Consider the following 13,479-nt stretch of genomic DNA (forward strand, 5'->3'; position numbering starts at 1 on the left):
GATCGCCCCGTCAGGCCAACAGTTGATCGAAAGCCTGTTTTGCCGGAGCCGCAGCGTGGCTAGCGGCGCGGATGCGATCGGGGCCTCCTTTTTGCCCGGATCGCGACAAACCGTAAGGGGGACCGCCCCAATGCCCCCCGGGGCGGTCTTTCCTGTAATGGCAGCGCTCGCCGGTCTCGCGTATCAGGCCGTTTGAAAACGCATTGATGTCGGTTTCTCGCCCGGGTTCGATCCATGCTGGATGGTGCAAAGCCTGCGAGTTCCCTGCCACAGTTCGGCTGCACGCCCGGCCCTCACATCGCTCGCCTTCCGGTGGGCGGTTACCAGCGCTTCGGCGGCGTCTTCGGCATCGAAGTCGAGACGCAAGGCGCCCGCATTCCCGTCGCCCGGGAACTTCAAGGTATAGATGTCCACTTCAGGCTCCTCCAGCCGCTTGCGTCGTGTTTCCCGACCTGGTCGCGCCCGCGCCGAATAGCATTGTTCTGTGTCAACTTCGCTATACCCAATTCGGGTGAGGCTGGCGGGCTCTGCTTCGCGTCCTGCGTTGCTCCAACCTGGCGCCGTCTTGCCGTCGCTTGTCGCGCTCCACGCTGCGGCGTCATGAAGCCGCAGGCCGCGGGCGCCCCCTTCACCTCTCCCGAATGAACCGGCCCGGCATTGCGGATGGATGCCCGACCGAAACCGCAGGGACTGGCTATCAGTCGGCCGGATCCCGACCTGGCTGCTCCGCAGGCCCCGTCGTCCTCGCCCGGTTCGCGTGCCCTGAAGACGGGCTGCGCGCGGGGAGCGTAATTCGCGTCCGCCACGAGGCTGAGCGACAGGCAGCTGTGTCCTGGTGCTATCCCGTGGGCGCAATCACCCGCCGCCGACCTCGACGCTGCCCGAACGAATACGATAGGTCCGTGCCCCGCCAGGCCTTGCGCGGGTTGAAGATAATTGATCGCCGCAAAATCGCCGGCCGCAAGCCGGCCGAAGCTGACTGGCCGCGCGCAAGAGATTTATCCGATTGCCGGCATCCTTTGGTGCTCCCGAGCCCGGGCGCCCGCACCCATTCCCGGATCCGAAAGGCAATGACCTGGAAGCGGTCGCGGTCCCGTCGAAACCATCGCCCGGCAACTTATTTCCCCGACCGCGGTGCGGTCTCCTCGCGGCCGCTTCGCTCGCAAATAAGCCGCCGGCTCCGGTCCTTCGCTGCGCTTCGCCCCAAGGGTTCGCGGGCCCTGGCGAGCCGTTCCTCTCGGTCTGCCATCGTCCGGGAAATCGGTCCGGGACGACCCAGTCAGGAGACGAACAATGCCAGCAATCGGATATGTCACGCGCGACGGCCACAGCTTCAAGGGCCAGCTTCGCACCCTCTCGATCCGCGCCGAGATCGAGATCAGCCCCAACCCGCGCAAGACCAGCGACGCCCAGCCCGACTACCGGGTTTCCTCAGGCGGGGTCGAGGTCGGGGCCGGGTGGCTGCGCCGCAGCGAAAGCTCAGGCAACGACTACGTGTCGCTAAGCCTGGCGGCCCCGGAATTCGGTCCCCGACGGCTCTACGCCAATCTCGGGCGAGCCGCAGGCCGGGACGACGAGGACACCTTCGCGATCATCTGGAATCCGGCCGACTGATAGGCCAGTCCCCGCGCCGATCCGGCGCGGGGATTTCTTCCCTTCGGGCCCAACACAAGTGTTGTTCTCTCCCAGAACTCGTCTAGAATCAGGTGATTATGAAGACGGATCTAGGCCATCTCCCGGAAGCAAAGCGCGCAGACCTGAAGCGTGTGGTGGAGATCGTCTTCCATGAATTCGAGGACGTACTCGCACTGGCGACCCAAGGCTGGAAGAAGCAGGGTCGGATCACGAAAGTGATCCTCTACGGTTCGTACGCGCGAGGCGATTGGGTCGCAGATCCAGTCGGCCGGTATTATTCCGATTACGACATTCTCGTCGTGGTCAGCGACGAGCGCCTCGCCGATGAAGCCGAGTATTGGGGCAAGACCAAGGACCACCTCAATCGCGCATACGACATTACCAAAGTGATCTCCGCACCTGTCGGGCTCACCGTCCATTCGATGGCGGACGCTAACTTCCAGCTCGCGCGCGGACGGCCGTTCTTCGTCGACATCGTGCGCGAGGGCATCGTGCTGTACGAACTGGAAGCCCAGCAGTTCGAAATGCCCAAGCCCCTTGATACAGGTCTTGCCCATATCGAGGCGGAGAATCACTTCAAGAAGTGGTTCATAAGTGCGAGCGACTTTCTTACGACATCAAAGTTTTCGATTTCGAAAGGGATGAATAATCAGGCTGCATTTTTGCTCCACCAAGCAACAGAAAACTTCTACCATACCGTTCTGTTAGTCCTGAAACTCTACAGTCCTAAGTCGCATAACTTGAAGTTTCTGCGCGGCCGCGCCGAAGACATTGCCCGCGATCTCATCCCGGTCTGGCCGCGTGATACCAAGTTCGGTAACCGCTGCTGGGAACTGCTCTATCAAGCCTACGTGAAAGGCCGATACTCCGAGCACTACGTCATTCGCGACGTCGAACTCGAGTGGTTGGTCGAGCGCATCGATCTGCTCGAAGCCGAGGTCAGGTCGATCTGTGAGAAGCACCTGGGCAAAGCGCTGGACTGAAAGGAGTTGTCTCCTGCGTAGGGTATTCATCGGTGACTGGAGTCTCCCACCGAACGCTCTGACGCGAGGTGATTATGAAGACGGATCTTGGCCACTTACCCGGACAGAAGCGAAACGACCTCGACCGGATAGTCCAGATCATCTTCGCGGAATTCGAGGACATCATCGCCCGCGGGACACAGCCCTGGAAAAGGCGGGGCCGGATCCTGAGTGTCATTCTCTATGGTGCTTATGCGGGTGCCGACTGGGATTCCCGCCCAATGGCCGGGCATGCATGGGATTATGATATCCTGGTCATTGTCAATCACGAGCGGCTAGCCGACGAAGTCGATCATTGGAGCAAGGCGAAGGACGCACTCGCGCGTGAGTATTCGATTGCCAAGCGCCTATCGGCCCACCCAAACCTGATCGTTCACTCGCTGGAAGAATTCAACCGGCAACTCGGACACGGACGCCCGTTTTTTGTCGACGTATTGCGGAGGGGAATTGCTCTCTACCAATGCGGCTCGATGCAGTTCCCAACGCCCCGAAAGATCGGTCGCGATGAACTTCGCCTGCAAACCCAGCAGCTTTATCATCAGTGGTTCGACAGTGCCAGGATCTTCCTCGATATGGCGGATTTCGCCCTGTCGCGGAGAGCGAACAACCATGCGGCGTTCCAGCTTCATCAGGCTGCCGAGCAATCCTATCAGGCTATCCTGGCGCTCAAGACGCTTCATTGCCCGCTGTCGCACCATCTCAAATTCCTGCGCGGTCGTGCCGAGAACGTTGCGCGCGATCTGATCCCGATCTGGCCGCGCGAGGACAAGTTTGGCCGTCGCTGTTTCGAACTTCTGCACCTGGCCTACATCAAAGGCCGTTACTCGCCCCACTACGCGATCAACGATGCCGAACTGGATTGGACTTTCGATCGGGTGCAGGCGCTTCAAGCAGCAGTTCAAGCCATCGCGGAAAAGCGATTTTCTGAACTCTGATTTGGTTCCTAGCATCTTTTCTGCGATTGGCCGGTGTGCCGGATTGTTACACGACCCCGCGTCGCGCGCGCCACCGGGTTGACGCAAAAGACCATCTGGAAAACCATGCTCCCGTAATAGGGGGCATGCATGCCAAAAGGCAGGGTAGCGACATTCAATGCTCGAAACGGCTATGGTTTCATCACGCCTGACGATGGCGGCGCCGATTGCTTCGTCCATTTGTCAGCGGTCGAGACGTCGGGATTGACGAAACTGACGGCCGGCCAGCGCATTTTCTATGAAGTCCTTGTCGCGCGAAACGGAAAGGTGTCCGCGATCAATCTGGTGGAGGACTGAGCGCCGCTGAGCACTCGGGAGTCGAATTTGCCTATAGCCGTTTTCGACTCTGCCTGACCGGCGGATTGTCCTTCATTTGAGTGTCCCTGACGGGCGGCTCGGTGTCGCCCGATGCATGGAAGGGACACCATGAAAGATTCTGACGAGATCGATCGGGCGCAGCGCGCAAAGCGCGGCTCCCCGTTCCTCAACACGCCCCAAGCTGCCAACTATCTCGGAATATCCATCCGCCTTCTGCTCCGGCTCAGGCGGTGCGGCGGCGGCCCGATCTACCGCCGACATTGCCGGTTCATCCAGTACCACATCGACGATCTAGATGCCTGGAGCGAAGCCAACTCCGGCCGGGCATTCCGCCGGTGAGCGGGCTGGTGACCCCTCGCAGCGAGGCAGCGCTGAAGCCGCTGGGAACGCAGGAACGCGCCGAGAAGCGCCGCTTTCGGAGGCGCCTGATCTTAGCCGTGCTGGCCGGCTTCTGGGTAGGAGCTCTCGGCGGATCGGCGTCGTTGCCACCGGCACCGCTATTGGTCTGGAATGCCAGCCCAAGCGCCCCAATGGGGCTCTATTGGGTAAATCGCAAACGGGATGTCCAGCTTGGGGAGACGGTCATTGCGCGCATGCCTTATGCCTGGCGGGAATTTGCCGCAACCCGTCGCTATCTGCCCAGCAACGTTCCCTTGGTAAAGCGTGTCGCCGCTTCGGAGGGCCACGAAGTCTGCGCGGTGGGGCGCCTGATTTTCATCGATGGAGTGCCGACTGTCGAGCGCCGGCTGCGCGACGGACAGGGACGTCCGATGCCTTGGTGGGAAGGATGTTGGCGGCTGCGTCACGGTCAGTATTTCCTGCTGATGAAGGATAGTCCGGACTCCTTCGACGGTCGGTATTTCGGCATTACGGGCAGCGCGGACATCATCGGACCTGCGAGGCGCATATGGGCGCGCTAAAAGGCCTGATCGCCCTCGCAGCGATCGTTGCGGCAAGTGCCGCCTGCCCCGCGGGCGCCGCGGGCGCCGAGGAAATCGCGCGCTGGGCTCCCCACATCGCCGAGGCGTCCACGCGGTTCGGGGTGCCATCCAGCTGGATCGCGCAGGTCATGCGTGCCGAAAGCCGGGGGCGCACACAGCTGGGAGGCCGTCCGATCCGCAGCGTCAAAGGCGCTATGGGACTGATGCAGCTGATGCCCGGGACCTGGGCGGAGATGCGCGCCCGTCTCGGGCTCGGAAACGATCCCGACGACCCGCGCGACAATATTCTGGCAGGCACGTTCTACCTACGCCTGCTATACGATCGCTTCGGCTATCCCGGCCTGTTTGCAGCCTACAATGCCGGGCCGTCACGTTACGAAAAGTACCTCGCAGGCGTGCAGTCGCTTCCCGCAGAGACGGGCAGCTATCTTGCGCAAGTAGCGGCGGGCGTGAACGGCGCCGCGATCGATCCGGGCCGCCCTTTTGACGCTTCTGCCCAGCATACGATGTTCATCGCCATCGGCAAAGGTGGTTCGGACGGGAGGGTGGCACCGGACGAAACCAGGTCGGACGTCGATCCGATGTTTGCGGTCCGCGCAGTGCCCTGATCGCTACGTGATGGAAGGCCGCCGGTGTTTTCTGACAGAGCTTGTCTGCAATCGTGCGCGAGGCGGAGAGGTCAACACCTCTCTCGGACTTACCAGCGTGACGGTCTGTGCGACGGCTGTAAAGGCCGGCGGCCCCTCCAATTTTGCTGCAGAGAATGAGCGCGCTTCGCGCGCGAGTTTGTTTGTTTTCCTGCAACAAAATCGGTTCCTCCGCCGCCGCTTCGCGGCGCACCGGCAAGCCGGCGCGGCCCTGACAGCCGCCGCGCCAACCGTCGTCCGGGAAGGGTCCTCGAACGGCGGGGATGCTTAGGCGAAGGAGACTATCATGGTTGCTTACGTGAACATCTCGGCTGCGGCGGATCAGGTCATGGCGAAGCTGGTGGCAGGGCTCGAAATCGAGTTCGGGCGCGGTGCGGCAGGCGCATTAGCGGCGCGGTTTCTGGAAGCGGAGGAGAGCGATTTTGTATGGGATGCGCGGGTGTGCGAGCGTTGGTTAGGCGCTTGGGAATACGGCGAGGAGGAGGATGGCGAGCTCGATCGGGTGGCCGTGCTGGGGCGGCTCGATGGGCGCTGGTTCGCAGCGGTGAGCATTGTGGATGGCGGGGGGCGAGCGCAGGGGCTCGTTGCGCGGCGCAATTGCGCAAGCGAGGGTGAAGCGCACGCGGCCTACGCATCCTTGCGATGAGGGCAGCGCGAGAAGTTGCAGCCGGGACGTGGGTGATCCGGTACCAGCGTCCCGGCCATTGTCTGCGTTCAGGGCGGCGTTCCCTGTACCGGAGTCAGAAGGCGGCCCAAGTGGGGATATGGGCTTGATGGCGGGTAAGTGGCGGAGGTCGGCGGTACAACAAGATAGAAGGCGTGTCTCGCGGCACGCTTAACTCTCTGTCTGCACATCATTTTATCGCGAGACAGTCGGATCGTTGGCGAGACTGCCGCGAGACGGTAGCTGGAGGAGGCCTTTCATGGACTTCGACGATGATTCCGAGCCGCGCCTGGGTCGGCAAGGTAACGCCGGTAGCAAGAAGGCGGGAAAGCAGGCTATGCGGTATGCGAGCCGCGTGGCGATCGCCGCCGGACTGATCGGCGGTGCCAAGGGAGGCCGCGAGTTTGTTGGCAGCAGGATCGGGCGAGGGGCCGCTGTCGGCAGGGCCCTGTCAAGCCGGGACCGGCTTGCCGGGTATCGAGCCCGGCGCGTGGTCGTAAAGACAAGGCTGGTCAAAGTGCGCGGCGGTAGCGCGCGGGCGCTGAAGGCACACCTGCGCTATATTCAGCGTGATGGGGTCACGAACGAGGGTGCGCGCGGAGAGCTTTACGGCCCGGAAAACGATCGCGCCCACGGCAGCGAATTTCTGGAACGCTCGAAGGATGATCGCCACCAGTTCCGCTTCATCGTCTCGGCCGAGGACGGCGATCAGTACGGCGATCTCAAACCGTTCGTTCGCCGGCTGATGAACCAGGTCCAGGAAGACCTCGGAACGAAGCTCGAGTGGGTCGCAGTAGATCACCACAACACAGGCCATCCGCACACGCATATCGTGCTGCGCGGGATCGACGATCAGGGCAAAGACCTGGTGATTGCGCGGGATTACATTTCGCATGGGTTTCGCGAGCGCGCGGTCGAACTGATGTCGCTCGACCTCGGGCCGCGAACCACACATGAAATCGAGGCCCGCCTGCGCCAGGAAATGCAGCAGGAGCGCTTCACCGGGCTGGATCGGCGTCTTGTCGGCCGGATGGATCTCGATCGATGCGTATCGCCCCATGACCGCGACCCGCTTTTCCAGGCATTGGAAACCGGGCGTCTTCAGACGCTGAAGCGGATGGATCTGGCTGAGGACCTCGGCGATGGCCGCTGGCGACTGGCCGGCGAGATGGAGGATACGCTGCGCGCGATGGGAGAGCGCGGCGACATCATCCGCTTGATGCAACGTGAGGTTACGCGCGCGAAGCTCGAGCGCAGCGAGCAGCGCATCTATTCGCCCGATGCTGGGCCAATTGTGGGAAAGGTGATCTGCCGAGGGCTGGCGGATGAACACCGCGATCGCCACTATCTGCTTGTCGACGGTGTCGACGGACGCTCGCACTATGTCGATATCGGCACCGCGAATGCGGTCGAGCAGTTGCCGCGACAGGCGATCATTCGTGTGACTCCGCGACTGGCCGGCGTGCGTGATATCGATCGGACCGTGCTGGAGGTCTCGCGGGCAAATGACGGCCGATACTCGCCTGCCTTGCACCAACGCCAGGATCGCAGCGCAAGTCCTGCATTCGCAGAAACCCACGTACGCAGGCTTGAAGCGATGCGGCGGGCAGGGCTCGAGGTCCGCCGCGAACTGGATGGATCATGGCGCATTTCGCCCGACCATCTGGCGGTTGCCGAGCGCTTCGAAGGGCGGGATGTGAGGGGGCGGCCCGTCGCTATCGAAGTGCTGGGCGCTGGCGATATCGGGAGAATGGCGGGAACAGAAGGGGCGACCTGGCTCGACCGGGAACTTGCCGCGCCATCCGGTCTGCCGCTCAGGGACGCGGGGTTTGGGCGCGAGGTCCGCGCGGCGATGGATCAGCGCCGGCAATGGCTGGTCGAGCAGGATCTGGCCGACGTTTCGCCAACAAGTGTCCGGCTAAGGCAGAACACGCTTGCCCTGCTGCAGAGACGCGAATTGCTCCGTATTGCGGCGCGCCTGTCGGACGAACTTGGCAAGGAGTTTTCGGAAACGAGGTCGGGAGACCGGATCGCGGGGAAAGTGAGCCGGCGGATCGACGGCGTGTCCGGTCGCTTCGCCCTCATCGAGCGCAGTCACGAATTTACCCTGGTTCCGTGGCGGCCCGTGCTCGAGAAGCATCTCGGGCAGCAAGCGGGCGGGATCATGCGCGAAGCCGGCATCACCTGGCAGTTCGGCCGCGGCCGATCGGGACCGGAAATTTCGTGATCCGCGGGTAGCTGGAATCCGATGGTGGAAACGATTGGGGCGCCCATCCAGCAATGGATGGCCGCCCCTTCGATGTTTCAGGCCGGCAACCGAATGCCGGCATGGATTGGTCTTCGGGCCTCAAGTGTCTGCAGTGCTTGCCCCTGCCGACACAGCGGGTGCGGTCGTTGAGGGCGTAGCAGCCGCCTTCTCGACCTCAGGCACCTTGATCCCGAGCTTCGCGCGGCCTTTCTTCGGAGCCGCCGACTTCGCCTTGGCGGCCGCCGCAGCCGTCGGGCTTACCGAGGCGGGCTTTACCGAGGCGGGCTTTGCTGTCTTGGCGGCAGCCGGCGTGCTGGACGCCGGGGCGGTCACGGCGGGTTCGATTGCTGCGATAGTTGCAGTGGCTTCAGCGAGCGTGCTTGCGCCCTTCTTGTCGGCCTTCGCGCCGCGCGGCTTCGCGGGTGCCTTGGCAGAGGCTGCAGCCTTCGCCGGGCTGGCGTCCTTGCCGGCGGCCTTCGGCGCCGTGCCGGCAGGCGTGCGCGCCATACGGCGAGCAGGCTTATCGGTAGCCTTTACCGAGGTTGCCGCCTCGCTCTTCGCTTCGCCGGCCTTCTCAGCTCCCGCCTTTACGTACTGCGAGGCGGCAAGGTTAGCGGCGGCTTTGGGGGCCGGCTTGGCAGCGGGCTTCGCAGCAGTCTTCGGCTTCGAAGTCGGGGCTTTGGCAGGAGCCTTGACGGTCGGGGCCGCTACCGCAGGTGCAACTGCCGATGCTGCGGCCGCCTTGCCGGACGATTTGCCGGATGATTTGCTCGCGGGCTTCGCGGCAGTCTTGGCGACCGGTGCCGCCTTCGATGGTGCCGCCTTGTTGGCGGCGGGCTTTCCAGCTTTCGGAGCTGCCTGAGCAGGGGTTTCCGAGGCTTTGGCCGCAGCTGGAGCCTTGCTTGCAGCAGCACTGTTGCCACCCAGTCCAGATGCCTTGGCAAAGGCCCGGCGCTGTTCTGAATAGCTTGGCGAAACCATCGGATAGCTCGCCGGAAGGTTGTACCGCGCACGGTACTCTTCCGGAGTAAGGCCGTTGTTGGCCAGATGCCGCTTCAGTGCCCGGTAGGGCTTGCCGTCGATCAGGCTCAGAATGTGATCGCGCGAGGCAAGGCTTTCCTCGACCGAGACGGCCGGCTTGTATTCCGGCGTTTCAACCGGCGCGGTGCTCTTTCCGGCCAGCGCTGCGCGCGTGGTCTCGATCAGACCAGCCAGATCTTCGCTGGCAACAGCGTTTTTGGAGACAAAGGCGCTCAGCAGTTCGACTGTGAGGCGGGCGAGTTCGGACTGCTCGTTCTCGGGCATGGAAGGTCCCTCTTTTGGACTTTTCGGAAGGGTTGCCCTTGTCTTCCCAATTTTTAGCCAAGTAAAGCGGATTGTCGCAGGCCATTTGGTCCATTTTCGCCACCGTTACACTGAAGACGGCGGTTCGGCCTCGAGTAATCATACGATCGCGCGCTTCTTCAAGCTGTCCTTCATGGTCTCGATTTCGGAAGAGACGCTGGAACCGCGATAGGCAAGCGAGGTTTCGTGCCGGACGAAACTCCCTTCTCTGGCGGCGCTAAGCCAGTTGAACGAGCCGACGCAATAGACGTTGTTGTCGGCCATCACGATCTTGCTGTGCACGTCCTTCACTTCGATGACTGTCGCACCGGCGACTTCCAGGTACTGCTTGGCGTTGGCAAAGCTGGCCAGCGCACTCTTGTCTTGTTTGCCGCGCCACTCGTTCAGTGCGCGATCGGTGTAGACCGTGACCGCAATCCCTGAGTTCGCTGCCGCTTCGACGAGGGGCACGATCCGTGCGCCCTGCAGGCCGCGGTCGGTCAGCCAGGGCGTGACGATGTGAATGTCCTTGCGGCATTCTTCGAGCACGTCGCGCAGGAAGCCGTCGTGTGCGTCGAGATCGGTGAGATGTACGAGCCCGGCCTCGCCTGACAGATCGGGCCGGGCAGGCGCATCGAAAAACAGGCGGTTACCATCGTGGGCGAGGAGCCGGTGCCTCAGCAGGCCGCGCGGGCTTCCCGGCGCTGCCGACGAGAAGCAATCCATGTCGCCGAACACCAGGAAGCTGTTCTTGGCCCGGGATACCGCGACGTTCAGCATGCTGGCCTTGCCGTCGATGAAATTGCCGTCGGCATGCTTGGAATATGTCGGCGAAAACAGGATCACTGGTCGCTGGCCACCCTGGAAGGTATTGATCGTTCCGATCGTAAGGTTGACGCCGGTGAGGCCTTCCTGGCGCCCCAGCGCCGATGTGATTGCCCGAGCTTGTCCTGCAAACGGCGTTACGATGCCGACGATCTCGTCGAGGCGCTTGCCCGGGTAGGACGCGCGCAGTTCCGTTTGCCGCTCGGCCAGCCAGCGGGCGATCGTCTCCGCCTCAAGCACATTACGCCGGCTACCGCCGGGAATGGCATCGCAGCGTCCGTCGATATGCAGGTAACCCATCGCGGGCAGGCCGTCGTTTGCGCGCGCTTCTGATTTCAGCCCGCGCTTGGGCTGCAGTTTTCCGCGGTAGCAGACGTCGTTGCAGTAGCCGATGATCTCGTCGAAACATCGCCGGTGCTCGTAGAGCATCAACCCGCGTTCGAGGTCCTCATCCTGGTGATAGCGCGACGTGTGCTGGGCGATCCGCATCACGCTGCCGGAAGAGGCGGCGCGGCCGGTGTCGAGGAACTCCCCAACATCCGGTCCGTTGTCATCGGTGCCGATGAGCCCGACCTGGCGCAAGTTGCCGACGTCGATCCGGCTTGGCACGCTCCAGATCGGCTCGATCTGCGCAGTTTCGCCGATGATGAGGGCGCGCTTGGCCAGGGCCAACGACGCCCCGGCAATTTCGGGAGTGACCTGACCCGCTTCATCCACGATCAGCAGATCGATCTGACCGTAGAGGTAGTCGGGCAGAAAATCGCCGTCCTGGAAGCGGCTTGCGCAGAGCAGCCGCGGCAGCATGTAGAACGTCGAGACGGCGCAGGGCGTCAGCTTCATGCGGCGCGCCCACCGCGCGGTCATGGGGATCCTGCCGGTCTTCTTCTGCTTTGCCGGAATGTCCGGATCGGCGGCCATGTCGAGCAACCAGCGCCCTTCCCAATAGTGCGTCGTGGTCAGGAAGATCGGGAACCGGAGCAGGCGGTCCGCTGCCTCGTCGGCATCGGCGAGCGTCATGCTCGCTGCGGCATCTGCCGTGACGTCCAGCACGGCGAGGGCATCGGCCCAGAATCCCAGTGCTGAGGTTTCGTCTTCGATCAGCGCGTCCGCGTGGCTTAGCGATGTCACGATGTCGCTTACCGCAGACTGCGCTTCAGCGACTTGCTCCATCACCGATGCCGTGATCTCGCTCAGATTTTGCCATTCCGGCAGTAGGCCGGGCCAGGTTGGTCCCAGAGCCGCTCTGGCTCCGGCGAGCCTGCGTTTTGCGATTGCGGGAAGCCAGCCCAGCAGGGCATGGAGCATGGACTCGGATGCCTGATGCTGATCCCACAGGCTCGAGAGGGCTTCGACCCTGTGCAACTCGCTTTCCGCGCCTTCGAGAGCGATGGCGCGGTCGGCGCGCGTTTGCCGGGGGTCGGGTCCCAGTTCCGCATGCAGTGTGGCTCGCTTCTCGACGAGATCTTGCCAAGCCTGCTCGATCCTACTCAGCATGCCGGCCTGCTCGACCAGGCGCTGGTGCAGTGCCGCCACCGCGGCGCCGACAGTCATGTGTTCGAGGTGAGGGAATGCCTTCGCTGCCGCGTCGAGGTAGGAAAGGCGGCACTGCTCGACCTGATCGCCTTCCTCCAGGCGGTCGAAGAAGGCTGCGGTCTGATAGGTCCTAGCGGCCTCTGCCTCGCGCAGCTTGGAGGGGAAGTAACTTCCGAAGCTGCGGAGCCCCGGCAGCCACCGGCCGGCGAAGGGCCCTTTGCCCCTTGCATAGTCGGCGCCGAAAGCATCGAGGATGTTGGTCACAGCCTGATTGTTGGTCGAGGTTGCGACGATCAGCGGCGCATCGCCCTGTTCGAGCGCGGCTTTTGCCCAGAGCGTGGCGATGACCGAGAGCAACATCGTCGTCTTGCCGGTGCCGGGCGGGCCGTTGACGGCGAGAACTTCACCGTCCTGCGATACCGTCAGATGGGCGAGCGCGTCGCGCTGCGCCGGCGCCAATGCATAGGTATCGCTGGAGTGTCCGAGCCGGTCGGCAAAGCGCGCGTTTTCCGGAAGGCATGGCTCGGTCTGCTGGTACTTCTGCCCGGCAAAAGTGGCAAGAAGCGGCCCGTGCGCACCGTCGCGCTCGATCTGGTCATAGAGCGCCAGGACATTGGCCGATATGCTGCCGTGTCCGTTCGACTCCTGGACATATCCGTGCGGGAGCAGCTCAAAGCGCGGATCCTCCTCCAGCGCTGACGCCACGGTTTCCATCAGCGCTTCGCAATGCGCGGCATAGTCCTGCCATTCGCAATCGTCGGAGAGCGGGTTCGTCGTGATGAACGTGTCGAGCGCGTCGACCGTCCCGACCGTAAAGGCCATGCGATGCAGCGGTTCGAGAATGTCTCGCGGGACCACGCTGCTGACGGGGCGAATGAGCCGGCCGTCGCGGGTGACGGTCATGCGCGTTGCGATCGGCGTCACGACTTCGGGAAGGCTGCCGCGCTTCTGGCCCCGTTCCGTACGCGAGGCAAAGACGAATGGACGCAGGATAATGGCGCGCGTGTCGTCGGGGCCGCCATCGCGTGAAAACAGGGCTGCAGCGAGCTCATGAGGCAGGCGGCCGGTATTGAGGCTGTCGTGATCGACGGTTCGAAACTTGTTCAGATCATCCAGATGGAAGGTGCCGCGGCCCAGTTCTCCATCCGCCAGCGAGTTGCGCCAGTACTTCGTAACCTTCTCAGTATCGCTCGTCATGATGTGCCGCATGCCTTTGGAGGGCGGCATTGTCATGATTAAAATCGAGTAATCAATCGCTCGTCCAACGAATCGTCCGATGTGGTTTGAGTTTGGCCGTCTTCATCGCTCGTTTAGTCGGTAACAGGAGCGCGAAAGTCTTGCTCTCCAAT

The 13,479-nt window shown here is 62.9% G+C and carries 12 protein-coding genes; 9 read left to right on the forward strand and 3 right to left on the reverse strand.

Annotated features, from left to right (window positions below):
- Positions 1–183 precede the first annotated feature (183 nt).
- Complete coding sequence (locus ACZ1J6_RS23535) at positions 184–414, reverse strand: hypothetical protein (RefSeq protein ID WP_465128720.1); 231 nt, start codon at positions 412–414, stop codon at positions 184–186.
- Positions 415–1,293: 879 nt separating this feature from the next.
- Here ACZ1J6_RS23535 and ACZ1J6_RS23540 point away from each other — a divergent pair.
- The 9 genes from ACZ1J6_RS23540 (at position 1,294) to rlxS (ending at position 8,428) form a co-directional block, all read left to right on the forward strand.
- Positions 1,294–1,614, forward strand: coding sequence for a DUF736 domain-containing protein (locus ACZ1J6_RS23540; RefSeq protein WP_465128721.1), 321 nt, complete (start codon positions 1,294–1,296; stop codon positions 1,612–1,614).
- Between the two features lie 98 nt (positions 1,615–1,712).
- The gene (locus tag ACZ1J6_RS23545) at positions 1,713–2,618 is read left to right on the forward strand and encodes a HEPN domain-containing protein (RefSeq protein ID WP_465128722.1); all 906 of its coding nucleotides are present in this window, start codon (positions 1,713–1,715) and stop codon (positions 2,616–2,618) included.
- A 74-nt stretch (positions 2,619–2,692) separates the two neighbouring features.
- Positions 2,693–3,592: a HEPN domain-containing protein gene (locus tag ACZ1J6_RS23550; RefSeq protein ID WP_465128723.1), complete on the forward strand. Its 900-nt coding sequence runs from the start codon at positions 2,693–2,695 to the stop codon at positions 3,590–3,592.
- A gap of 129 nt (positions 3,593–3,721) precedes the next feature.
- Positions 3,722–3,928 (forward strand): cold-shock protein, encoded by a 207-nt coding sequence (locus tag ACZ1J6_RS23555; protein WP_465128724.1) that lies wholly within the window; start codon positions 3,722–3,724, stop codon positions 3,926–3,928.
- Between the two features lie 129 nt (positions 3,929–4,057).
- Positions 4,058–4,288: a DNA-binding protein gene (locus ACZ1J6_RS23560; protein ID WP_465128725.1), complete on the forward strand. Its 231-nt coding sequence runs from the start codon at positions 4,058–4,060 to the stop codon at positions 4,286–4,288.
- A complete protein-coding gene (locus ACZ1J6_RS23565) occupies positions 4,285–4,869 on the forward strand; it encodes a S26 family signal peptidase (RefSeq protein WP_465128726.1) in 585 nt (194 codons plus the stop codon). The genes ACZ1J6_RS23560 and ACZ1J6_RS23565 overlap by 4 nt, the downstream gene beginning before the upstream one ends.
- On the forward strand, positions 4,857–5,498 hold the full coding sequence (locus ACZ1J6_RS23570) for a lytic transglycosylase domain-containing protein (protein WP_465128727.1): 642 nt from the start codon (positions 4,857–4,859) through the stop codon (positions 5,496–5,498). The genes ACZ1J6_RS23565 and ACZ1J6_RS23570 overlap by 13 nt, the downstream gene beginning before the upstream one ends.
- Before the next feature lie 325 nt (positions 5,499–5,823).
- On the forward strand, positions 5,824–6,183 hold the full coding sequence (locus tag ACZ1J6_RS23575) for a hypothetical protein (RefSeq protein ID WP_465128728.1): 360 nt from the start codon (positions 5,824–5,826) through the stop codon (positions 6,181–6,183).
- Positions 6,184–6,460: 277 nt separating this feature from the next.
- Positions 6,461–8,428 (forward strand): relaxase/mobilization nuclease RlxS, encoded by a 1,968-nt coding sequence (gene rlxS / locus ACZ1J6_RS23580; protein WP_465128729.1) that lies wholly within the window; start codon positions 6,461–6,463, stop codon positions 8,426–8,428.
- Between the two features lie 120 nt (positions 8,429–8,548).
- Here the strand turns inward: rlxS and ACZ1J6_RS23585 are convergent, their stop codons facing one another.
- Together ACZ1J6_RS23585 and ACZ1J6_RS23590 are read right to left on the reverse strand one after the other, a co-directional pair.
- The gene (locus tag ACZ1J6_RS23585; RefSeq protein WP_465128730.1) at positions 8,549–9,754 is read right to left on the reverse strand and encodes a Ros/MucR family transcriptional regulator; all 1,206 of its coding nucleotides are present in this window, start codon (positions 9,752–9,754) and stop codon (positions 8,549–8,551) included.
- 138 nt (positions 9,755–9,892) lie between these two features.
- Entirely contained in the window at positions 9,893–13,339 is a 3,447-nt protein-coding gene (locus tag ACZ1J6_RS23590; protein WP_465128731.1) for an AAA domain-containing protein, read from the reverse strand.
- Positions 13,340–13,479 lie beyond the last annotated feature (140 nt).

The sequence above is a fragment of the Novosphingobium sp. BL-S-21 genome (assembly GCF_055521655.1).

Coding starts and splice junctions, on each gene's coding strand:
- ACZ1J6_RS23590 (WP_465128731.1), bottom strand. CDS start 13,339: ATGCGGCACATCATGACGAGCGATACTGAGAAGGTTACGAAGTACTGG.
- ACZ1J6_RS23550 (WP_465128723.1), top strand. CDS start 2,693: ATGAAGACGGATCTTGGCCACTTACCCGGACAGAAGCGAAACGACCTC.
- ACZ1J6_RS23545 (WP_465128722.1), top strand. CDS start 1,713: ATGAAGACGGATCTAGGCCATCTCCCGGAAGCAAAGCGCGCAGACCTG.
- ACZ1J6_RS23570 (WP_465128727.1), top strand. CDS start 4,857: ATGGGCGCGCTAAAAGGCCTGATCGCCCTCGCAGCGATCGTTGCGGCA.
- ACZ1J6_RS23585 (WP_465128730.1), bottom strand. CDS start 9,754: ATGCCCGAGAACGAGCAGTCCGAACTCGCCCGCCTCACAGTCGAACTG.
- ACZ1J6_RS23575 (WP_465128728.1), top strand. CDS start 5,824: ATGGTTGCTTACGTGAACATCTCGGCTGCGGCGGATCAGGTCATGGCG.
- ACZ1J6_RS23555 (WP_465128724.1), top strand. CDS start 3,722: ATGCCAAAAGGCAGGGTAGCGACATTCAATGCTCGAAACGGCTATGGT.
- rlxS (WP_465128729.1), top strand. CDS start 6,461: ATGGACTTCGACGATGATTCCGAGCCGCGCCTGGGTCGGCAAGGTAAC.
- ACZ1J6_RS23540 (WP_465128721.1), top strand. CDS start 1,294: ATGCCAGCAATCGGATATGTCACGCGCGACGGCCACAGCTTCAAGGGC.
- ACZ1J6_RS23560 (WP_465128725.1), top strand. CDS start 4,058: ATGAAAGATTCTGACGAGATCGATCGGGCGCAGCGCGCAAAGCGCGGC.